Origin of the sequence: Thermogutta terrifontis, assembly GCF_002277955.1 — a bacterium.
Taxonomy (GTDB): domain Bacteria; phylum Planctomycetota; class Planctomycetia; order Pirellulales; family Thermoguttaceae; genus Thermogutta; species Thermogutta terrifontis.
Genome location: NZ_CP018477.1, coordinates 4,594,520 through 4,616,699, shown reverse-complemented (window position 1 = coordinate 4,616,699; position 22,180 = coordinate 4,594,520). Strand labels below are relative to the sequence as shown.

17 protein-coding genes are annotated in these 22,180 nt (G+C 58.0%); 12 read left to right on the top strand and 5 right to left on the bottom strand.

All coding sequences use genetic code 11. The features are described from left to right. Positions 1 to 163: 163 nt before the first annotated feature. The 4 genes from THTE_RS17090 to THTE_RS17080 form a co-directional block, all read right to left on the bottom strand. Positions 164 to 1,051: a CoB--CoM heterodisulfide reductase iron-sulfur subunit B family protein gene (locus THTE_RS17090; RefSeq protein WP_095416581.1), complete on the bottom strand. Its 888-nt coding sequence runs from the start codon at positions 1,049 to 1,051 to the stop codon at positions 164 to 166. Then, positions 1,048 to 1,623, bottom strand: a complete 576-nt coding sequence (locus THTE_RS17085) for a 4Fe-4S dicluster domain-containing protein (protein WP_095416580.1) — start codon at positions 1,621 to 1,623, stop codon at positions 1,048 to 1,050. The genes THTE_RS17090 and THTE_RS17085 overlap by 4 nt, the downstream gene beginning before the upstream one ends. Before the next feature lie 253 nt (positions 1,624 to 1,876). Beyond that, positions 1,877 to 2,032: a hypothetical protein gene (locus tag THTE_RS18235; protein WP_168175888.1), complete on the bottom strand. Its 156-nt coding sequence runs from the start codon at positions 2,030 to 2,032 to the stop codon at positions 1,877 to 1,879. Next, positions 2,029 to 3,672 carry an SLC5/6 family protein gene (locus tag THTE_RS17080; protein WP_095416579.1) on the bottom strand — a complete coding sequence of 548 codons (1,644 nt, stop codon included), beginning with the start codon at positions 3,670 to 3,672 and terminating at the stop codon, positions 2,029 to 2,031. Before THTE_RS17080 ends, THTE_RS18235 begins: the two co-directional genes overlap by 4 nt. 682 nt (positions 3,673 to 4,354) lie before the next feature. Here THTE_RS17080 and THTE_RS17075 point away from each other — a divergent pair. The 10 genes from THTE_RS17075 (at position 4,355) to THTE_RS17030 (ending at position 14,269) form a co-directional block, all read left to right on the top strand. Next, a complete protein-coding gene (locus THTE_RS17075) occupies positions 4,355 to 5,104 on the top strand; it encodes a helix-turn-helix transcriptional regulator (protein ID WP_095416578.1) in 750 nt (249 codons plus the stop codon). Between the two features lie 52 nt (positions 5,105 to 5,156). Continuing rightward, positions 5,157 to 5,840 carry an NADH-quinone oxidoreductase subunit B gene (locus tag THTE_RS17070; RefSeq protein ID WP_338064584.1) on the top strand — a complete coding sequence of 228 codons (684 nt, stop codon included), beginning with the start codon at positions 5,157 to 5,159 and terminating at the stop codon, positions 5,838 to 5,840. Positions 5,841 to 5,869: 29 nt separating this feature from the next. Next, a complete protein-coding gene (gene sufC, locus THTE_RS17065) occupies positions 5,870 to 6,685 on the top strand; it encodes a Fe-S cluster assembly ATPase SufC (protein WP_095416938.1) in 816 nt (271 codons plus the stop codon). A 72-nt stretch (positions 6,686 to 6,757) separates the two neighbouring features. Then, positions 6,758 to 8,155, top strand: coding sequence for a Fe-S cluster assembly protein SufB (gene sufB, locus THTE_RS17060; RefSeq protein WP_095416576.1), 1,398 nt, complete (start codon positions 6,758 to 6,760; stop codon positions 8,153 to 8,155). Next, entirely contained in the window at positions 8,145 to 9,545 is a 1,401-nt protein-coding gene (sufD, locus tag THTE_RS17055) for a Fe-S cluster assembly protein SufD (protein WP_095416575.1), read from the top strand. Before sufB ends, sufD begins: the two co-directional genes overlap by 11 nt. Before the next feature lie 144 nt (positions 9,546 to 9,689). Beyond that, on the top strand, positions 9,690 to 10,010 hold the full coding sequence (locus THTE_RS17050) for a Rieske (2Fe-2S) protein (RefSeq protein WP_095416574.1): 321 nt from the start codon (positions 9,690 to 9,692) through the stop codon (positions 10,008 to 10,010). Positions 10,011 to 10,027: 17 nt separating this feature from the next. Continuing rightward, positions 10,028 to 10,345: a metal-sulfur cluster assembly factor gene (locus THTE_RS17045; protein WP_095416573.1), complete on the top strand. Its 318-nt coding sequence runs from the start codon at positions 10,028 to 10,030 to the stop codon at positions 10,343 to 10,345. Between the two features lie 462 nt (positions 10,346 to 10,807). Beyond that, positions 10,808 to 12,106 carry an aminotransferase class I/II-fold pyridoxal phosphate-dependent enzyme gene (locus tag THTE_RS17040; RefSeq protein WP_095416572.1) on the top strand — a complete coding sequence of 433 codons (1,299 nt, stop codon included), beginning with the start codon at positions 10,808 to 10,810 and terminating at the stop codon, positions 12,104 to 12,106. 272 nt (positions 12,107 to 12,378) lie between these two features. Beyond that, positions 12,379 to 13,248 (top strand): OmpH family outer membrane protein, encoded by an 870-nt coding sequence (locus tag THTE_RS17035; protein ID WP_095416571.1) that lies wholly within the window; start codon positions 12,379 to 12,381, stop codon positions 13,246 to 13,248. A 481-nt stretch (positions 13,249 to 13,729) separates the two neighbouring features. Beyond that, positions 13,730 to 14,269, top strand: a complete 540-nt coding sequence (locus tag THTE_RS17030; RefSeq protein ID WP_095416570.1) for a hypothetical protein — start codon at positions 13,730 to 13,732, stop codon at positions 14,267 to 14,269. 533 nt (positions 14,270 to 14,802) lie between these two features. Here the strand turns inward: THTE_RS17030 and THTE_RS17025 are convergent. Next, complete coding sequence (locus THTE_RS17025) at positions 14,803 to 17,319, bottom strand: hypothetical protein (RefSeq protein WP_157732204.1); 2,517 nt, start codon at positions 17,317 to 17,319, stop codon at positions 14,803 to 14,805. 963 nt (positions 17,320 to 18,282) lie between these two features. Between THTE_RS17025 and THTE_RS17020 the strand changes: the two genes are divergently transcribed. Further along, a complete protein-coding gene (locus tag THTE_RS17020; RefSeq protein WP_095416568.1) occupies positions 18,283 to 19,488 on the top strand; it encodes a metallophosphoesterase family protein in 1,206 nt (401 codons plus the stop codon). After that, entirely contained in the window at positions 19,485 to 22,088 is a 2,604-nt protein-coding gene (locus tag THTE_RS17015; RefSeq protein WP_095416567.1) for a hypothetical protein, read from the top strand. The genes THTE_RS17020 and THTE_RS17015 overlap by 4 nt, the downstream gene beginning before the upstream one ends. Positions 22,089 to 22,180 lie beyond the last annotated feature (92 nt).

The following is a 22,180-nucleotide window of genomic DNA, read 5'->3' as shown; positions in this document are numbered from 1 at the left end:
GAATCTCTCCTCAAATCGATGTGTGCTGTTAATTTTCAGAGTTGGCTTCCTTCAGTTTTCTCCGACGCGGCTCTGATTCGCGTCGGCAGCATCTTTTCCATTTCCCGTTCCGCTTTGTCCCTCCCGGAAAGTCCCTCACCGTCCAGCGACCGCGTTTTCGGGGTCATGTGGCGGCCGGGGCCGCGAGCTTCTTCTTGAGCACCGGTTCGGCCGGCACGATCTCCTTGCCGAAGCCCAGCTTCTTCCAATCCAAACCGAAGGCGACTCCCAGAAGCTGGGTGAAGAAGATGATAGGAATCTGGTAGTTTGTGCCGAAGAAGCTGTTGACCCGGCTCTGATAGGCATCCAAATTGAGCTGGCACATCGGGCACATGCAGACAATGACGTCCGCCTTGTATTCAGCAGCGTTGTGAAGCAGGCGACGGATGAGCTCGAACGCCTGCGGCTCGCTGATCTGTGTCATGTGCCCACCGCAACAATGGGCCTTGACCGGGAAATCAACCGTTTCGGCCCCCAGCCACTTCATGAGTTCGTCCAGCTTGGTGGGCTGCTCCGGATTATCAAAGCCGTTGTAGGGGCGGACGATCTGACATCCGTAGTAGCACGCCACGCGAAGGCCATTCAGGGGCTGAACCACTTTGTCCTTGATGGCCGTCTCGCCGATGTCCGTGTAGAGCAGATCAAGCAAGTGCCGGACGCGAACCCGACCGGGATCATAATGCAGGCCCCCGGCAGCCAAACAGGTGTTAATCTTCTTTTCCATCTCCGGGTGTTCCTGCATGATCTGGTCCACCTTCCGGAGATTGAGGTAGCAGGCGGCACACGGGGCCACCACCTGTTTGAGGTCCGGCTCCACAAGGGCCAGATTGCGGGCGATGACGGCACAGGCCGTCAGTTCATCCTGCGTGAAATACTCGGTAGCGCCGCAGCAGTTCCAGTCGTCGATCTCCCGCAGTTCGATACCCAAAAGATCGGCCACCGACCGCACGGAGAGGTCGTAAGCGGCACTGGAGCATTCCAGGGAACAACCAGGGTAATAGGCGTATCTCACGACTGATGCCCTCCGAGTTCGCGTGCTTTGCGAATGATGGCTTGAAGCTGATCGATGTTCTTAATGCGTGTTGGGGACAGGGCCATTCTTCCCCGGGTAAACATGGACAACCCAAGGGGCCCCATCTTGAGCATGGCCAGCGGCCGGTTGAACAGGTAATACCGGCTAGCCAGGCCCAGCTCGAAGCTCCGGCCGTATTTGTCCAGCAGATCCGTAAAGGTCTTGGCGAGAGCCGGCGCGTCGGTATCGCGGTACATCCGCTCCCGGATGGCGATCCGTTTGAGTCCGTACATGATGTCGGTAATGGGGATCTTTTGCGGGCAGCGGCTGACGCAGAAATAGCAGGAGACGCAGAACCACATGGTGTTCGCTTTGAGGACCTTCTCCCGCTCGTTGGCGGCAATCATGGCGAAAATGGTGCGGGGGGTGTATTCCATGTCCGCCCCGTTGGGGCAACTTCCGCCACACGTGCCGCATTGCAAGCAGCGGACGATGCGTTCGCCACCGGGCACTTCCCGAATAATCTCGTGGAAGAACGGCGAACCTCGCAGTTCTAGAGTTGTTCCGACCATTGAGTCACCCCGTGCAGCAATTTTTACAGTTGCAATTCACAGCTTTCTGTCGCTGGGACGATAACGCAAATAGGATACCGTTTACCGAAAAGCAGCCGCATGCTGTCGTATCTTGTTGATATAACGAAGTTTATGAAAAGAAAACGCCGCCCAACCGACGAGGTGAACCGGTCTAACAGCGCGAATTTCCGCGCCCGGTCACGGATTTCCGAGAGCCTCAATAGGGATCGAAAAGTCAATTAAAAAGATGGTATTACTCAGCATCCATGTCGGGAGTGTGAATATCCACCTGGCCATGCAGATGCTCTTCGCTCCCTGGCGTGGTCAGCACCTTGTATAGGCACCAGACCAGGAGCGCGGTGGCTCCCCCTACCGACAGCAGCATGACGATCCAGCCCCCCAGTGTCATATGACGATCTCCTCCTGGCTGGCTTCGATCCGCCGCCAATTCTTCACAGACTGAGCGATCAACAGGGCGAAAAGAACTCCCACGGCCAAGATGAAGACAGCCATTCCCCCAACGACGGGATCGGTAAAGAGCTGCCGGATACGATTCTGTTCCGGAGATGTGACCACAAAGTTTTGACGCAACCAGAGAAAGAACACCACCAGAAGATAAAGCGGCGTGACATACTTGATGATGTACTTGTAAAACTCGGGAATTTTGATCTCGGCTCCCCGGCGAAGCTCGGCCATGCCTTTTTCCACTCCCAGGATCCAGCCGAAAAGAATCGTCTGGAAGGTGGCCAGCAAATAAATGGCGAAGGTGCCGATCCAGAAGTCGAGAGTATCCAGGGCCACGAAATCTTTGGAGAAGATAACGACTCCTGCCGCTCCGATGGCGGTGATGAACCCCAGGACGGCAACCGACGCCCGGCGGTTCAGCCCCAGGCCCTCTTCCAGCAGCGCCACTGCCGGTTGAAGCATGGAGAGCGAGCTGGTGATCGCGGCAAGGAAAAGCAAGAAGAAGAACAAAAAGCCGAAGAGCTGGCCCACCGGCATCTGATTGAACACGTTGGGAAGGGCCATAAATCCCAGGGCGAAGGGATTACTCAATTGCGAGCCGATCTGAGGCCCGAGGAATACAAACGCTGCCGGAACGGTGACCAGGCCGCCCAGCACCACTTCACAGAATTCATTCCCTGCGCAGGCCGTCAAGCTGGACAGGGCAATGTCGTCATCCTTCTTCACATAGCTCGCGTAGGTGATGATGATGCCGAACCCTACAGAGAGCGAGAAAAAGATCTGACCCGCGGCTTTCATCCACATTTCGGGATCGGCGAGTCCTTCCCAGAATGATTTGGGTACTTCTCCGGGGGCGAGCATGGCGGGGGTTTTCACGGGATTCCACATGTAACCCAGGCCGTTGAGGACGTTCTGGTCGGGCTTAGCGGGATCGGGTGTTCCCAGCGTGAGCACGCGGATCAGGACGATCACCGCGCAGATCACAAGGGCCGGCATCGCCCAGCGGCAGAACCACTCGATGCCTTTACTCAGTCCTCGATAGATGAGGATGAAGTTGAGAATGAAGCAGACGACCAGAAAAAACACAGCCGATCCGAGCAAACCTTCGCCAGGCGTGGAAAGAGATTCTCCGTGGGCATGCAATCCCACAAAATGCTCGAAGAACTGCTTGTACCGCTGGGCATCCGCCCCGAAGTTCATCGCACCCAGAAGGTAGCGCGTGGCGTAGGCCAGACACCAGCTTTCGATGTACACGTAATACATGTAAATGCCTACCGGGACGATCATCGCCAGCACCCCAAAGTACGGTGCTATACGATTCTTCCAGATGACGCGATAAATACCCGGTGAGGAGTTGTGCCCGTGCATGCCGCCGTACCGACCCATGGCCCATTCGGCAAACGCGATGGGCAGGCCCAGAAAGAGAAAAGCACAGACATAGGCCACCATGAATGCGCCGCCACCGTACTGGGCAGCCAGCCCGGGAAAACGCAGGAAATTTCCCAGCCCCACGGCGCTTCCCGTGACCGCAAGAATGACGCCCAGGCGGGTTGTCCAGGTCTCTCGCTGTGTGCGCTGTTGCATGAACAGTCCTCTACAGGCGACTGACAATCCGGCAGCGATATTGTCCTGCCGAGCAAGTGGTCAAATTTAGGGATAACAAAAAAGGGCTATCATAGGGAAGAATTTACATTATCCTCACCCAAAACTGAGGCTCAAGAGCGCAACTCCGGAGTCATTCCTTTTTCTACCGCGAGGAAGGGATGCGAATCGCCATGGCGCTTCGTGGAGAACCGGGATCTGGCGTGGAGGGACATGCTTGTCACGTCCACAGTTGAACGTTGTGGAATCCAATTCCCCCACACCAATCAGAATGCTGGCGTGGTAAATAGTACCGTACCCGGCCGCCTTGCCGTTGCGGACCAGCGCCTCAACAAGGCGGTTACGTAATTAGAGCTATCTACTGCTTGCGGAGAGCCCCTGCACGTTGATCCCGCCCTGAACGTCAAAAGCTTCATTGAAGGAACATCCGATTTCGGCACCCTACTTCGTTGTCGAAGTCTCAAGTCGCCAGGGCCCAACTTTTCTCCCAAATGGACCGCAGCCCAGCCCGGCGTGAGGGTGCTAACGGAATTTTCGCAATTCTCCTTGCCTAAAATATCGCAAAAGCGTAGGATAACCATGGGCAGGGTTTCCAGGACCGACCTGGCGGGTGCCGCACTCCGCATCGTCCGGCCCTTTGAAGCTGCCCGCAGGGGAGAGATTCATGAGTGGTGTCGTTGTGGAATCCGATATTGACATTCTCGATTACCTCCGCACTGCCGGTCCGGCGACGGTCTCCCAGCTCGCGCGGCATTTCTCAGTCACCCCGACGGCCGTGCGACAGCGGCTGGGACGCCTGGTGGCCGAGGGATTGGTGGATCGATTCGTCCAGCGGGAGGGTCGCGGCCGACCAAGACACGTGTACCGAATCACCGGTAAGGGGCGACTGCGGATTGGATCCAACTACGCGGATTTGGCCTGCGCATTGTGGCATGCCATCCGCAGATTTCCCGACGACGCCACCCAACAACGGATTATCAGCATGGTAGCCGAGGAACTCACCCGAATGTACCTCCCCCAGATGAGTGGGCTCACGACATCGGAACGCATGAGTGACGTCGTGCGTATCCTGGGACAGCGGCGGCTGCCGTTTGTCATCGAGGGGGAAACAGCGTCCGCAGCCAACAGCCACGCGAGTAACAATGGGTTTGGGGGCGCGGAACCCTCTGAGGAAAGGGGTGTAACGGCGAACTTCAGTGGCGCTCCCAATTCTGGTAACGGTTCGGGCCAAAGGACGCCGTCGCTGGTGGCTGCCGCCTGTCCGTATCCCGATCTGGCGGAAGTGGACCCGTCAATCTGCGAATTCGAGCGTCTCTGGCTCAGTGAGCTCTTAGGGACGTCGGTCCACCTGGCCGAGTGTCGCCGGGATGGCGGTCACCGGTGTCGGTTCGAGGTGGTCTGTGGGGACACTTGAACGGTGGACCGGTGAGTGAGCCGTCAAGTATAGTAAACAGGTTGGGCTGGCGGTGCCGGGGAAGATTCCACATGAATGGTGGGAAGCAGCCGTCATTAGTAGCGGGGAAGAGCCAGGAACTGAGAAAAAGATGACGCAGCCGTGGATTGAAGGTCGATTTGAGGACGGTTTGGTGATCACGAGCCTGGAGCAGGCCATTAACTGGGCCCGCCAGGGGAGCTTGTGGCCGCTGACATTCGGGCTGGCCTGTTGCGCAATCGAGATGATGGCCACCGGTGCCAGTCGCTATGACATTGATCGATTTGGGGCGGGCGCATTTCGCGGCACCCCACGGCAGGCGGATTTGATGATCGTGGCGGGAACAGTCACTTTCAAGATGGCCAGTCGCGTACGTCGGCTCTATGATATGATGCCGGAGCCGAAATACGTGATTGCCATGGGGGCCTGCACGCTAGGTGGTGGTCCCTACTTTGAGTATGGCTACCACGTTGTTAAAGGCGTCGATCTGGTGGTCCCCGTGGATGTTTATGTGCCTGGGTGTCCTCCCCGGCCGGAAGCGCTCCTGGAAGGTTTGATGCGGCTTCAGGAAAAGATTCAACTGCAAAAAATCCGCAGGGCATCCGGCACGGAAGATGTTGAGAAGCTGCCGATTCCTCAACACACCGGCTACGTCGATATCCCCGAATCAACCCTCGTATTCCGTCATCAACAGGTGAAGAAGGTTGCAGGAACGTGATTGCAGAAACGAAAGAAAAACGACCGCACATGAACCCAGAAACTCTTTCCGTCATTGATTTGCATGTCAGTGTGGATGGGAAACCAATTCTCAAGGGCGTGAATTTGACCATCCGGCGAGGAGAGATTCACGCTCTGATGGGGCCCAACGGGTCGGGGAAAACGACCCTCGGGCTGGCGATCATGGGGCATCCCCGGTACGAAATCACGCAGGGGCGGATCGAGCTGGATGGGGAGGATATCACACATCTGGAGCCGCACGAACGGGCGCGTCGTGGGCTGTTTATGGCGTTTCAGCGGCCTGTGGCGATTCCCGGCGTGCGATTGGCCGATTTCCTCCGGCATGCGGTTTCCAACATCCGCAACCCAAACCGGAAAGAAGGCGAAGAGCTGATCCCCATGCGGGAGTTCCGCAAGGAATTGCGGGAAAAGATGGAAATGCTCCGCATGGATCCCGAATTTGCCCGTCGATATGTCAATGATGGTTTTTCCGGGGGTGAGATGAAGCGGGCGGAGATCCTGCAGATGGCGCTGCTTCGCCCCAAATTTGCCATCCTGGACGAAACAGACAGTGGCCTGGACGTGGACGCCGTGCGCCTTGCCAGTCAGAGTATTGCGGAAATCGGGGCCCGGCAGATGGGCCTGCTCATCATCACCCATCACGAGCGACTTCTGGAACACAATCCGCCGGATTACACGCACGTGATGCTGGCCGGCCGGATTGTCGAGACGGGTGGCCCCGAATTGGCGGAAAAACTCCATCGCGAAGGGTATGACCAGCTTCGGGAAAAGTATCCCGAAATCGCAGCGGAAGAGGCCGCCATGGCCGGCAAAGAGGCGGTTTAAGCAGCCCCATTGTGACCATTCAGATAGAAACTCAAGCAAACTGCCAACTCTCCTGATTGGGAGGAGCATTTCATGGCTACCAAAGTGGACGTCATCGGCGAAATCAATAAATACGATTTTCGCGCCGAAGAGCGATACGTTTACCGTGCCCGGAAGGGGCTCGATCGCGACATCGTCGCGGAGATTTCCGCGATCAAGAACGAACCCCAGTGGATGCGGGAGTTTCGCCTCAAAGCGCTGGAGATCTTCGAATCGAAGCCCATGCCCACCTGGGGCGGTCACATCGATGTGAACTTCCAGGATATCTACTACTACATCAAACCGACCGAGCGTCAGGGCCATTCCTGGGATGAATTGCCCGAAGAAATCAAGAAAACCTTTGACCGGTTGGGTATTCCCGAGGCCGAGAAGAAATTCCTCGCGGGGGTCAAGGCCCAGTACGAGAGCGAAGTCGTGTACGGGTCGCTGCGTGAAGACCTTGCCAAGCGGGGAGTGATCTTCACGGACATGGATACAGCGGTCCGCGAGTATCCGGACCTGGTCCGCGAATATTTTGGGACGGTCATCCCACCCACGGACAACAAGTTTGCCGCGTTGAACTCGGCGGTGTGGTCTGGCGGGTCCTTCATTTATGTTCCGCCGGGAGTCCACGTCGAGTATCCGCTTCAGGCCTATTTCCGCATCAACGCGGCGCAGATGGGTCAGTTTGAGCGGACGCTCATCATTGTCGATGAAGGGGCGTCCTGTCATTATGTGGAAGGGTGCACGGCCCCCATGTACAGCTCGGAGAGTCTTCATGCGGCGGTCGTGGAGGTGATCGCCAAGCGGGGGGCACGCGTCCGATACACTACCATTCAGAACTGGGCCAACAACATCTATAACCTGGTAACCAAACGCGCCGTGGCCTACGGCGAGGCCCTCGTGGAATGGGTGGACGGCAATCTGGGAAGCCGACTCACCATGAAATATCCAGCGGTGTACATGGTCGAGCCGGGGGCTCGGGCAGAAATTCTCTCGGTGGCATTTGCCGGCAAGGGCCAGCACCAGGATGCCGGATCGAAGGTCATCCACGCAGCGCCGTACACGTCCAGCCGTATCGTTTCCAAGTCGATTTCACGAGCCGGTGGCCGCTCCAGCTATCGCGGATTGGTCAAGATCGAGCGAGGCGCCAAAAAGTCCAAATCCAACGTCGTGTGCGACGCTTTGATCCTCGATCCTTACAGCCGAAGCGACACCTATCCGTATATCGAGCTGGAAGAGCAGGATGTCATGATTGGCCACGAGGCCAGCGTTTCCAAGATCGGGGAAGAACAACTCTTCTATCTATGCAGCCGCGGTCTCACCGAATCGGAAGCCAGCACCATGATTGTGGCCGGTTTCATTGAACCGCTCGTGAAAGAACTTCCTATGGAATACGCCGTGGAAATGAATCGCCTGATCGCGCTGCAAATGGAGGGAAGTGTGGGCTGATCGATGGGCGAGCGTCATTGGAGTGGGGTATCAGATTTCCCTTTGTAATGCCACAAGTGCCATGGTTCTTCCCGATTTAAAGCAGGACTTGCATTTCACCGCGGAGGGTTTCCAGAACGTCATTCTGCCGCGCCCTCAGCCCGAGTGGTCCCGGGAGTTCCGATTGCGGGCGTTTGAAACCTTTCAGGAACTTCCCTGGCCCAATCGGAGCATGGAGGAATGGCGGAGGACAGAACTGCGGATCTTCCATCTGGAAAACTTCGTCTGCTGGGCGCCGGTCCCAGATCCTCTGCCGGAAGTTCCCTCGGCGCTTGCTCCGCGTCTGGAAACGGCCGGGCGGATTGTGTCTCTCAATGGTCGGAAAATTTCCAGCAGCGTGGAAGAGGATCTGCTTGAGAAAGGGTTGGTCGTTGAGTGTCTGGAAGATTCCCTTTCAGGCCCGCATGAGGAGTTGATCCGACAGCATTTGTGGAGCCTGTTCGAGTGGCGCACGGACAAATTCTCCGCGCTCCATGCTGCTTTTTGGACAGGCGGAACCTTCATCTACGTCCCGCCCGGCCTGAAAGTGGAAAAGCCAATCCTTCACGTGGCGGCTCTGGCCGCCAACCAGGCCGACGTCGGCCACACGCTCATCGTCGTCGATGAAGAGGCCGAGGCCACCGTGGTTACCGAAACCACCAGCCTGGATCCTGCGGCAGAGGGCCTCTTCTGCGGAGGAATTGAGATTTTCGTCCGACCGGGGGCCAGATTGCGGTACGTCAATTTTCAGAACTGGAATCAGAAAACTTTCCACTTTGCCCGACAAAAGGCCGAGGTGGCAGAACGGGCGTTCATGGAATGGACCCTCGGGGCGCTGGGCGGTCGGCTGGCCAAGGTCAACCAGGAAGTCGTGCTGAATGGTCCGGAGAGTGAAGCGATCGTCAACGGCGTGATGTTCGCCGAAGATCGGCAGCATCTTGCCTACCATACCCGTCAGGACCACCGAACGGGCCAGACCAAAAGCGACCTGCTCTACAAAGGAGCGCTCCAGGACCATGCCCACCTGGTGTGGCGTGGGATGATTCGGGTGGAGCCAGGTGCCATCCGATCGGACGGCTATCAGCGGAATGACAACCTCATGCTGAGCGATACCGCGCGGGTGGACTGTATTCCGGGATTGGAGATTCTGGCCGACGATGTCCGCTGTACCCACGGAGCCACCGCCGGACGTGTGGACGAGGAAGAGATTTTCTATGCCCAAACCCGCGGACTTACCCGGCGGGAAGCAACTCGCCTGGTGGTGACGGGATTTTTCCAGCAGGTGCTGGATCGCATCACGATCGATAGTGTGCGGGAGGCGCTGGGGGATATCATTCAGCAGCGGGTGCGGGAATATCGGAGCCGCGATTGAAGCAGGTTTCACCTGCCCGGCATTCTCAGATGGTCTTTCCACAGGCGGATTTTTCAGGAGGCCAGTGTTGCACGGTTAGCGATATCCGTTGAGAGCGCGGATACAAGAGAGAACAAACAACTTTGACTCCGAGAGGACGTTTGAATGGGTGAGTTGGTCAAAGTGTGTCGTGTCTCCGATCTTCCTGATCCAGGCAAGGCGGTGTTTGATGTCAACGGTCGCATGATCGCCCTTTTTCACGTCTCGGGGACATTTTGGGCGATTGACGATGTGTGTACTCACGATGGCGGTCCGCTGGCAGAAGGCGAGCTCCGAGGTTACACCATCATCTGTCCGCGGCACGGGGCCCAATTTGACATCCGCACGGGGCACGCCAAAACCATGCCGGCGGTCAAGGGTGTGACTGCCCACAAGGTCGTGGTTCAAGGGGAAGACGTGTATATCGAAGTGAACGAATCGGCTTGACTGGTGGAGGACCTGGCGTGGGGATCCGGGAAGAGACTGTCTGGGAAGCCCTCAAACAGGTGCGAGATCCCGAAATCGGGATTGACCTTGTCAACCTCGGACTTGTCTACGAGGTGCTGGTCACCGAGGAAAACGGCAAATCCAACATCCACGTGAAGATGACGCTGACCAGCCCTGCATGTCCCTCCGGGCCGCAAATGGTTCAGGACGTTAAGGACGTACTCAAGCAGCTCGGGGAAGAGGTGGGGGAAGTGACCGTGGAGGTCGTCCTCAGCCCGCCCTGGACTCCCGATCGCATGTCCGAGGAAGCCCGGGAAGAGCTGGGATTCTATTGATGTTTCTTGAATGCTGCCGTGAAGCCTCACTCATGGGCCCCTGCCAATCGCCGGAAGCCCGTTTTTTGACGAACTGATCTAAATCTCAATTCCGGGCCGGCAAATCGCCTGGAAATTTTCTGCCGGAACGAGGTATCGTGGCACCGCATCCTTTGCGCTACCGGGCGAATCGCGCTCGCCACGCCTTTCCGATGCCTTTTTTGAGCCTTCTGCAATTTGAGACTTGGTATCCTCCGGCCCCGGTTCCGCATCTTTAGAAAATAAAGCATTTCATCCGAGGATTCCTAGCCGATTCTAACGAATGGAATCGATTGTATGACTCGCGCTGTCCGCGTGGGTGGATCAAACACGCAATAGACGCCGGCGGCAACGTGTGCCTGTCAAAATAAGAAAAATGGTGTATTGGAACAAAATGTGGAATTTTGGTGCTCCCTGCACTATAGTGAATGTGGCAGGACGACCATGATTTCGACCAAGCAAGGTGAATTCCGCGAGTACGGGGATTCCACGGGTCAAAGGGGATTCGAAGTGTCTGACGTCTTTCAAAAGTGCTACCGGTTTCTGGAGAATCCATACGCTGAAACCGATGGCAGGACGGATGACCGCGCACTGGCGGAGGCCGTTTATACGGCCATTTCGCCTCCTGCCAATTCTGGCCCCTGGATGGAAGTGGACGGCAGGCGGATTCTCCAGTTTGGGTCCAACGACTATTTGGGGTTAGCGAGTCATCCGGCGGTGCGGCAACGGGCGGCGGAAGTAGCGGCCGAATACGGAATCGGGTTGCCCATGGGGTCGCGCCTGCTAACGGGGACTGTGGCTCATCACCTGGAGTTGGAAGATAAACTTGCGCGATTCAAACAGACGCAGGCAGCCATTGTTTTCTCGGCCGGTGCACTGGCCATGATGGGCACCTTGGCGGCGCTTTGCGGTCCAGAGGATGTGCTTTTCATCGACGAGTTCGCGCATGCCACCCTCAAGTTCGGCGCCAGGGCATCTGCCGCCACCATCCGTGTTTTCCGGCATAATGACGCCAACCATTTGGAAACCTTACTCCAGCGCACCCAGACCCGGGGCGGGCGTGTTGTGGTGGTGGACGGCGTGTACAGCATGCAGGGGGACCTGGCGCCGCTCCCCGATCTCGTGGATCTTCGCCGCCGCTACGGTTTCCGCCTGCTGGTTGACGATGCCCACGCCAACGGCGTGTTTGGCCCGCAGGGTCGGGGAACGCCTTTCCACTTCGGTGTGCAGGACGAAGTGGACCTCCACCTGGGGACTTTCAGCAAGGCATTCGGCACCATCGGTGGATTCGTTGCCGGCCCGTATGAAGTGATCACCTATCTCCGTTATCACGCCCCGACCTATATTTTCACCAAGGCTCTGCCATTGGTGGTGACCGAAGCGACCAGCGTGGCCCTGGAACTTCTGGAAAAAGCCGACGACCGCCGGGCGAAATTGTGGCAAAACACGAGGCATCTCCAGCAGAGCCTGCGTGACGCCGGTTTTCGACTGGGTGAGACACAATCGCCGATAACCCCGGTGCTCGCTAATGGCACAAGGGCCCTCTATTGGGCGTATCAACTCCGGGAGAAATTCGGCATCTGGGGAGCCCCGGCCGCCTATCCCGCGGTCAAAATGGGGACCTCGCTCTTACGGCTGGTGCCGACAGCACTCCATGAGCCGCAAGACATCGATTATCTCGTCAACAGTCTTACTGCGATTGAATCATCCCTCTCGCTGGGCAGCCTCATGCCGGTGATCTGACCGGTATGGCCGGGCGGAGATCGCATCCTTTCCGACGAAACAAGCGCCTTGGGGGAAGCGGCCCCATCTCGGCTCAAGCCCAGTGGGTTGGGACGCTCTCCATGTCCACCCCTGCCCAAGTCTGCCGGAGATGCTATGATTCCTGGGGGTGTTTCTATCGAGAATGACAGCCGGAAAGATAGGGGAAGGGCGACAAGGGAGGTATTTTGGCTCGGTGGAGGCCTTTCTCACCGGAATCTGGATGAGGGTTTTAGGCTAATAAGAAAGACACCATGAAACTTCTGGAAGCAGTTCGGACAATCCTGGCATCATTGGTAAGCCTGGCCCTGCTCGCGGTGCTGGGCGGGGGCCTGTATTTTGGATACACGCTCTATGAGCGTTCCCGTCACGCCCAGGAGGAAGTCCAGAAAAAACTGGCAGAAAAAGAATCCGAGGTAGCCCGACTAACGGTCGAATTGCAGGCCAAGCAGGCGGATCTGGCGCAGAAGGAAACACAGATCGCGCAACTCACGTCCGACCTGCAATCCGCCCGCGAGGAACTTCAGAAGAAAGAGAAAGAGATCCAGCGGCTCAATACGGCGATTCAGCTCCTCAAGGTGGACCGCCGGGTTGCGTTTCTGGACGTGCTTTCCCAGGAAAAGGATGAGGCAGGGCAACCCGTGAAAACGACGGTGCGGTTTGTGGAGGTGGACAGCGACGGCCGCCCGGTTGAGCCTCCGCGAACCTTCGCCGTTCTGGGTGACAAGGTTTATGTGGATGCCCTGGTGGTCAAATTTGCTGACCACTTCGTGGAACAGGGCGATCCCCTGCGGGCGGCTTCTCTCTGCCTGTTTCAGCGAATCTTCGGCAATTCCCAGGCCCCGGACAGTGGGGTCCGCATCGATCGCGAGAACGATCAGCCGGCTGTCTATCGCACCGGTCAGGTGAAGTCAGATTTTGAGCGGGAATTATGGGCGCAGTTCTGGGAGTTTGCCAAAAACGAGGCGAAAGCCCGCGAAGCGGGTATCCGCGCCGCGCATGGAGAGGCCGTGTACGTCCAGGCCGTTCCAGGAACGCGGTATCGACTGTCACTGCGGGCATCCGACGGGCTGTCGATCGTCCCGGAAGGCCCCGTGCCTGATCTGTCGGGTAAGACGTTGTGAACATCTTGTGCGATAGCTCTTCGGCGATTTCTCCCAGTAGGAAAACGGGCAGAACTTGCCGAACGACCGGCAACTTTCGCCAACCGCCGCCGTGGGTTCAGAAATGAGGGATACTTCGGATGCCGGGTAGAAGCCAACTCCCTCAGGCTAAGCGCACCGCCCGAAGGCTTATCCACATTCTGAAAATTACTGCTTTTAGCGCCAGCCTTTTCTAATTTGGGGCGTATTTGGGCGGTGTGAACGTGCCATAGTGCGTTCAACGCGAATGGGACGGCTTATACATGGCTCTCGGCACGGCCTTTGCAAGACGGTCGCTCCATGGGATTGTGACACCGGGAGTGATCTGACGGCTTGCGGCAGCAGAGCGTGTTTTCGCTGGACATATCGCAGGTGAAATCCTCCACGTGCGGTGTGGTGTTCGGAAGTATTTCAGTCCCGGCGACTCGACCGAATCAACCGAGCATAACAAGGCGAGACAATCATGCAGATTCCAGGATTATTCATTCGCGGCTTGCTGACTGGTGGTCTGGGACCTTCATCACGCACGGGCCAAACAGAGGCTGCGCAAACCGGGCAGACTGCCGAAAACGAATCTCCGAGCACACTTCTTACTGGCCTGTTGACAGGCGATGAGGGGCGGCTCTCTGTCGCGCGGCGCATCCTCGAAAGTTACGATGTAACGCACATCACGCCCCGACAGTTTTCAGAGATGCTGGAGAAAATGCGAGATGCGGGACTGATCACCGATGCCGAGTTCAATGAGCTGGCCAAAATCCGCACCGACCTGAGTGAGGCCGGTGTGGAGCCCGACGAGGCGGTGGATCTGCTCAGCTTTTATCAACAACGGTTACGGCGGCTTGAACTGTGGGGTGAAGAGAACCCGGATGGAACACTTCCGACATTGCGGACGGCATGGGAAAAGCGGCTTCAGTGGCTGGAGAAAGTGGCCACCGCCCGCCAAAATGCCACCGCCAGCCTACCGCCTACCTCCCCGGCCATCAATTTGGACGAAATTGTTTAACCGGCTCGCGGGCTTATTCAATGATGGGCGGAAACGGCAGACCGCTTCTCTGCGAAAGATCCGCTCGCGCTGCTTCCGTCACACCCCCCACGATGTCCAAATTTTACCAATTCGCGCTTCCACGAGGCTCCTCCTGGTACGGGCAATTCATGAATTGCCCCTACAACACTTTCGGAGGGACCCGCTTGTCGGGTCCGTCGTTGGGCGTTCGATCATCGATGGCCGCTTCACCGGGCACGACAAGCGTGCCCCTCCGACCTTCCGGAGGGACGTGCTTGTCACGTCCGATCAACACGGATCGATGACCCATTGCCCTTCACCGGGCACGACGAGCGTGCCCCTCCGACTCCATGGAGTGCGGCGATTCATCGCCGCTTTTCGGTGAAGGCTTTAGCCTTCACAACCTTGGCGATTGGTGGTGCTTTGCCGGAACCACGACAAGCTGTCCACCGGTAGGAATAACTCATGAATTGCCCCTACCAAGCACCGCATCGAATGCGTCGGCATGAATGGCCCCTCCCTCGATCAATCATTCACGGATGGGTCAAAGCAGCGGAAACCTGGCCAGTTTCCGCGTCGTACACGCCGTAGGTCAGCCACGCCGTGGCGCGGCACGGCCGATTTACCCGGAATCGCACCCAATGCGCATGGAATCCCCGTGGAAATTCGTACGTGATGGTCTGTCCCGGCGGCACGTCAATCGCCAGCATCGGATGGAAACCGCGATGGTCAAAATCTACCTCCACGGTGAACCGGATGCTCTCCGAAGCCGTGTGCGACAGCTTCAGGCACTTCCGCTCGTATCCCGTCATAAGGAAGGGATCAGAAACGTCCTGAGGCTCCACTGGGGTATTCACCCAGGGACCACCTTCTCCACAGGGTCGCCCCAGTTTCCAGAGATCATCCAGAGCACCAAACCACAGCGCGGGCTTTTCCGGTGTGGCAAAGACGTGGCCGTCATCGCCGGCGTCTGTGCGAACCCCCGCAAGCACGAGCAGTCCCCGCCACGAGCAAAAGTCCACAATCCGTTTACGGTGCGAAGCCACGGGCTTCATACGGGACCAATCTGGTTGGTTTCGTGGATCGCGCGGGACTTCGTAAAACGTTCCCAAAATGTGGGCCAGAAACCGTTCGGTGGCCACCTCCCGAACCGCACGCATCTGCCCCAGGTACTTTTCAAAAGCCGGGTTTCCCTTGGGTAATCGCCACCGGCGACCATCGCCATCCACCACGATGGCCGACCCCTCATCCACCGTAAAATCGCTTTTGAAAGTGGCGATTTGCTTCACTTCCTGCGTGCGATCATCCGCCGGCTTTTGTACGATTGGACGGCCTTCGGGAGTGATATCGACCTCGAAGTATCCCTCTTCGGTCTGCTTGCCATCTGGCGTCACACGCTGGGCAAGAAATTGCAGGGATCGATTATGCGTTGCCGGACGGATCAGTCCGCCCCAGGAAGCGACCTGCCCATCCACATCCGCCAACCCCTGAAAGATTGCCCGCTCGCTTTGCTGTTCGATCCGCGGGGTGAAATAGTGGAAATACACCGTGGCGTGGCAGTCGGCCGAGCTTTTAACACGGATCCATTCGGCTTTCTCATCGGGATCAAAGATAAACCAGCCATAGCTGCGCGGGGGAATGGTGACCGATGGCCCGGCCGTCCAGGTGCCATTGCCTTCCCGATCAAACTCGAACGTGAATGTCACGACCTGGTCAGCATCGTGCGCAAGATGGACGACGCGCTGGCTGTATCCGGCAAAGAGGTAAGGCTCCGAGGGCGTGTCGGCCGTGACCGCGTCATTGACCCATGGACCGCCCCAACCGGCGGCTGGTCCGAAACGATAAAGCTCTTCCACGGATCCAAACCAGAGATTGGATTGGGCCTGGCCGCAGAGGGGATTGTTCATCATCGAGGCGTCGTCCGCACCAAGGACGACCCGGCCCTGCCAGTGGCAGAAATCGGGAATGATCCGCAAATGGGTGCACATCGGCCGAATGCCCTGCCGGTTGGCAGCCGAAAAATGCGGGGGAAAGTCGAACATCTGCCCGTGCATACACATCATCCATCGTCCGGGCGCAATTTCACGAATTCGCGGCCACTCCGTAAACCAGCCATGAGTTGGATCGAACGTATGGCTTCCTTTGGGCAATCGGAATGTGAACCACGTGCCGTGGTCAAGCAATTTGAGGATCACGGATCGCTTGTCCCAACCGATGGCCCAGAGCGGCGTTGTGTCATCCGGGCTTCCTTCGATTCCTCCCGGCCCGGTCACATCACAGAATTGTTTGCGTTCGACGATCCGCCAGGTTGTGCCATCCCACTCGGCCAGCACGCCCGCTTCTTCGCCTTTGGCCGGTCCTCCCACGAGGAGATTCTTGTACCCGCTGGCCGGTCCTGCTTCTCCATTGTTGGCAATAACGAGGCGGCCCTGGGCCGTGTAGCCGCCTTTACCGTGCCATCCCGGGACCGGCTTGACAAACAGCCGCCGGACATCGAGGGAGTTCACATCCACTTCATACAGGGCGCCCTCCATGTCGTAGAAATAGACCTTGTGAGCGGGATCCTCGAGATGCCGCATGATGGCGGTCATTCGGCCACGTAACTCGCGCAGATCGGCGGCGCGAACGTTCCGATCCCGGTCTATGAAGTACGGCCCAAGAATGAGTTGCTGAGACTCTCGATGGATCAATCGGCCGGCGTGCGTTCCGCCCACGCTTTCCGGCCGGATGCGGACGTTCATCGCTGCATCCAGCTCGTAGAGCTTATCGTTGCTACCCTGGGTTTTGTGCTGAGGATAGGTGAGATACCAAAGCCGGTCGGCCCAGACAGCCATGGCGCCAATCCCGCATTCCCCGTGGTTCGGACGATCGGCCGGGTCGGCAGGTTGGTTGAAAACCGCCAGGTGAGGATAGATTCCGCTGATCTGGACGTACCGTGATTGGGGCCGGGCATCATTGGGAGATTCCGCGCTAACCGGTCCAGTCACGCTTCCCACAGCGAAAACGATAAGCATACATGTCACGTGGCCAGGTCGAATACAGCTCATCATGAGAACCCTCCGGAGCACCTTTCCAGCTTGCGTTTATTCGCGTTATGGCAGATCTCGCAGTACTAAATTTCACAGTATGGACAAATCGCGCGGACAGGACAACACGCCTGGGGCCCGCAAAGTAGGAGGGCAGCCGATGTTGCAGGGCTCCGTTTCAGAAATTATTAATCTACGCTGTGTCCATAGCACCTCACCTGTCTAGGGAGGTCAAGGATAGCGCATCCCCACTTTTCTTCCGCCGATGGGGGCGGAAGCGTCTACACGGGTTCGCGTAGGAGCGGATTTCAACCCGGAGGGATCTGACGGCAGGGGGCAATTCATGAATAGCCCCTACGATGAACTGCGCACATACCATCTCAACGGTGGGGGCGAAAGTGGCGATGGATCAGGGGCCTTGGGCGGAACGCAGTTCTTGTGTGAGCATGCCGTGACAGGGGCAATTCGTGAATTGCCTCCACGCGGGTGTGCTGCGTCACCCCGGTTGGGGTGATCCATGAAGCGCCCCTACATCCTCGGCCACCTTCTACCCCCCCCACAGGTAGACGTCGCCAGCGTCTCCTACCGTTGGCGCAGGGTGGAAAGGCCTCTATCATGAAGTTTTTCAGGTTTTGGAAATAGCCACGCGAAAGGTGATTCTCGGAAAAGAGGGTGAAGAATCGATGCGGACGAGACCACGGACGAAATTTTACCACCTTTTGCACAATCGGCGATGTCCAAAATGTGGTGCTAAGCTCAACACACAACGCACCCGGTGCAAACGGTGCGCCCAGGTGGTCCCCCGACCGAAAAAGCCCAAGTGATTCGTCAGTAAGCCTTCCACTACCGTGTTGGGCTACCGCCTCCCCGCGGTACTGAATCTGCCGCGCTGTATGCCCTTGCGGAAGTGGCTGGGCCGGGGTGGGCGTTTAAGTCAACAAATCCGCCGGGCGATGCCAATCGGTGACTGTTTAAAGACCTGGGGCAATGCGAAATTCCATCCTTCATCTGGCTGATCTCCATTTGGGAGCTGCACCGCAGCCCGAAATCGATGAACGTTATCGTTCGCATCTCCTGGCCGCCCGGCACGACCTTTTGGATCGCCTCGCCACCTGGATTGCCCGCCCAGACTGTCCGGTGGGGCTGGTGCTCATTGCCGGCGATCTGTTCGATGAATATGCTCCTGCGGCTGACCTGGTCGCAAGCGTCCGAACTGCTCTGGGAAAAATCGCTCAGGTGGTCCCGGTGATCACTGTGCCGGGCAACCATGACGAATTCAGCTATGCCCAGTGTGTGTACCGGCAGCCGGGCTGGCCGGGCTTCCTCGTCAATACTCCCCATCCCGAGGTGGTTTGGAGGGGAGACCTGGTGGGACGCCAATGCGCTGTTGTCTCGGCGGCCTATCAGGCCGGAAAAGTTCCCCCCGGACATAAGCTAACTTTGCCATCGCGAAAAGATATTCTCCCCACGAATCCCGACGACGCCCTTCTCATTGGCCTGTTTCACGCGACGGTGGCAGATTATTTCCCACCCCACGTGATCGAAAGCGAACGGTGTTTCTGGATTTCCCACCGAGAAGCAGCGGAGCTTGGCTACGATTACCTGGCCCTTGGACATATCCACAGCCGAAGAGAATGGCTCGCACGGCGCTGCGTGGCGCATTATCCAGGGCCACCGGTGGGACCACGGCTTTCGGATCCGGGCAGCGGTTGTTTTTCCCTTGTGAGATGGGATCACGGTCAGCTTCGCATTGAATCTCTCAGTGAGGCCGGTCTTTTGGGCTGTGCCTGGAAAATCCTGGAAATCCACGTGCGGCCGGACGAAACTGCCGAGCAACTCGGGGAGCGTATCGTCAGGCAGTGTGGGGATGGCCCTTCGGAAAACTCCGTCACATGGATTCATGGTGTTCGACTCACAGGTCACACGCTGTGTCCTGATCTGGTGGAGCAACTCAAAAAGTTCTTGTGCGAGAAGGCCCTCCCCTGTGTGGTGACGGCCGAGGGGCTGGAACAACTGGTGTCTCCGGACATTGAAGCCCTGGCTGCGGAAGAGAGCCTTGTGGGATATTTTGTACGGCAGTGGCAGGAGTGGAAACAGAAAGGCAACGTGGCTGCCCAAGAGAGTACCGCGGTCCTTCATGAGGGGCTTCTGGCCCTGGGATGGCGACGGACGGAGGGGCGATCCAACTCATGACGCGGGTTGTCTTAACGGCGCTGGAGGTGGTCAATTGTGGTCCCTGGCGGGGGCGGCATCGGTTCGAGTTCTCGAGGCAGGGCCTGTGTGTGTACTGTGGCCCGAACGAAACAGGCAAAACCACCCTGCTTCGTCTCGTGGCGGCGATTCTCTGGGATTACGATCCACCCGACCGTAACTGGTATGTGGCCGAGGGACCGTATCAGGCAGCGTTGGAATACGCGCGGATCCCGATTAACAAAGATCGAGAAAGCGCCTCCGCTACCTGTGACGGTGAGTTTCGTGTGGAGCGCGATTTCCACACCCACCGCGTGGAACTTCAAACCAGGGCAGAAGAAGGCTGGAGGCCTCTCCACCTATCTCGTCACCGGCGGCGCGGACGAACCGCTGATGCCGAGCAGTGGACGTCGCTGACCCAGAAGTACTTTGCCTCCATTTCCGCCGAAGCGTTCGTCCGCCTGGCGATGCTGAGCCCTCCGTTTGATCCACAATCGGACGGCCAGGGGAGAATCATTCAATCGTTGATCGCCGGTGCGGGAGAGAATACCAAGGACCAGGCCCTCGGCCTCCTCCTCAAACGGCATCGGGACATCACCAGAGAATCGCGGGCGGCCGGGCTTGCCACTGCCGATGCCCGTACTCCCGGTGAACTGGATGAACTCCGTCAAAAGCGGCAGGAGCTCGAAAACGCCATTCGTCAGGCGGAACAGCACCTCGAAACGGGACTGCGTATCCGTGAAGAGATTGAAGGTCTGGCGCGATCGATCAGCGAAAAGGAAAAGACCCGGCAGGACCGGAAGCTGGAACTGGAAGTGCTGGACCGTGTCCGCCAATTTCGTCGGGAACATCGCCTCAAAGCAGAGACCCGGGACCGCCTGAAAAAAGCAAAGGACGAGTGGCAGCGCCTCCTCCAGGAAGAAGCGACGCTTCAGGTAGCCGCAGAACAGTTTCCCGTGTTTTTGCGGAAGGCCACCCCGGAAGCACGAAAACGGTGGTATGAACAGTTGCAGGGCTACCGGGACCTGGCCCGAGATGTGGCCGAGAGAGCCCGCCGACTGGCTTCTTCGAATCCCCGGGAACGGTTTGCCGACGTTTGCCACTGGCCGGAAGACGCACCCCAGCAGATTGAACGTCTTCAACAAGAGATTGACCATCTGAAAAAGGCGGAAGAACGGCTCGCGCAATCCCGGTTGGAGTGGCAGCGGGTTCAGCCCGTCATTGATCGCGGACGCCAGTGGCCAGTGGTTTTGGGTGGGGCTGCCGTCGGGGGCGGAGTTGTCGCAGGGATTTTGGGTCTGCTCGGATACGTGCTGTTGGGCGTGGTTGCGGGTTTGCTTGTGGCGGTGGCCGCGGGATGGGGCATCTCCCGGGTCTATCGACCCACACGCTGGCCGGCAGAGTACACTCTCCGCCAGCAGGAAGTGGAACAGTGCGAAGAGGCGTTGCGTCAGGTGCGGGAAAGCGTGGAACGAGTGGCGAGCAGCATTGAAGCGTGGGCGGGTACCCGGGATCTCAAGCAGCTCCATCGGGGACTGGGACGCTACCAGGCTTTCCTGGAGGCTCGCGAAAATTTTTCTCGGGAGCAGCAAAGTCTGGAAGAAGCGCGGGGCCGTCTGCTGCTTGCTGCGGTGCCGGAGGAAGTTCTCGAGCTTTGCGGTATTCCCCCGGAGGAACGCACCAGTTCTGGGCGGCTCTTGGAAGAGGCACAGCTCGCGCAGGGATTCAAACTGCTGGAAGAATTTCTCCACTGGGAACAGAAGCATGGTTCACTCGAGCAGCAAAGGGAGACGCTTCTCCGCAGCGTGGGAGTCTCAACAGGGCAGGAACTAGAAGAGAATCTGAAGAAGGTTGAGGAGGATTTCCACATCCTTCTCGCGGAGCTGGGCCAGTTTAAGCGGGAAAGTCCGCTGGCCGAAGATGCGTGGAACTGGGAGGCCGACCATTTGGAGCGTGAGGTGGGCCAGCGCAACGAAGAGCTGGCGAGGCTGGAGCAGACTCTGGAAGAACTTCGCCGTCAACGCAACGACCGGGAGACGGAGCTTGCACGCTGGGAAGGGCAGAACATGGTTAACGTGGCTCGGGCTCGGGAAGAATTGGCATCCATCGACGAGCAGTTGAAGCAGTTGGAAATGCGTGCCAGGGCGATTGTCCAGGCTTCCCGATTGATTGGGGAGGCCTACCAGCTTTATTCATCACGCCATCGGGAAGCATTTCAAAAGGGGATCAACAGACTCATGGCCGACTGGACAGGACGCCAGGATCGCGAGTTCTGCGTCGATGGGGATTTTGTCGTCGGTTTTCGGATTTTTGCGGGAAACCCGAACGGCCAGGAGGTCTTCGGGTGGGAAAAATTGAGCCAGGGCACGCGGGATCAGCTCGCGCTGGCCATCCGCTGGGCAGTGCTCGATCGTCTGGCAGGCGAGGTCATTTTGCCGCTCCTTCTCGACGATTGTTTCCACATGTGGGACGAGAACCGACGCGAAAATCTGCGACAGTTTCTCCACGCACATCCCGAAAGGCAAATCATCCTCGTCACGCACGATGAGCGCTTTCTCTCATGGGGACAGCCGGTCGTCCATCACCGGTTGCAGGAAGAATAATTGTCCAGGGCTGGCCGCAGGTGGTGCGACAGCACCCATTGCATCAGACAGACGCTTTTCCCGAACCGCCCCGAAATCGAACTGTCTTTTGA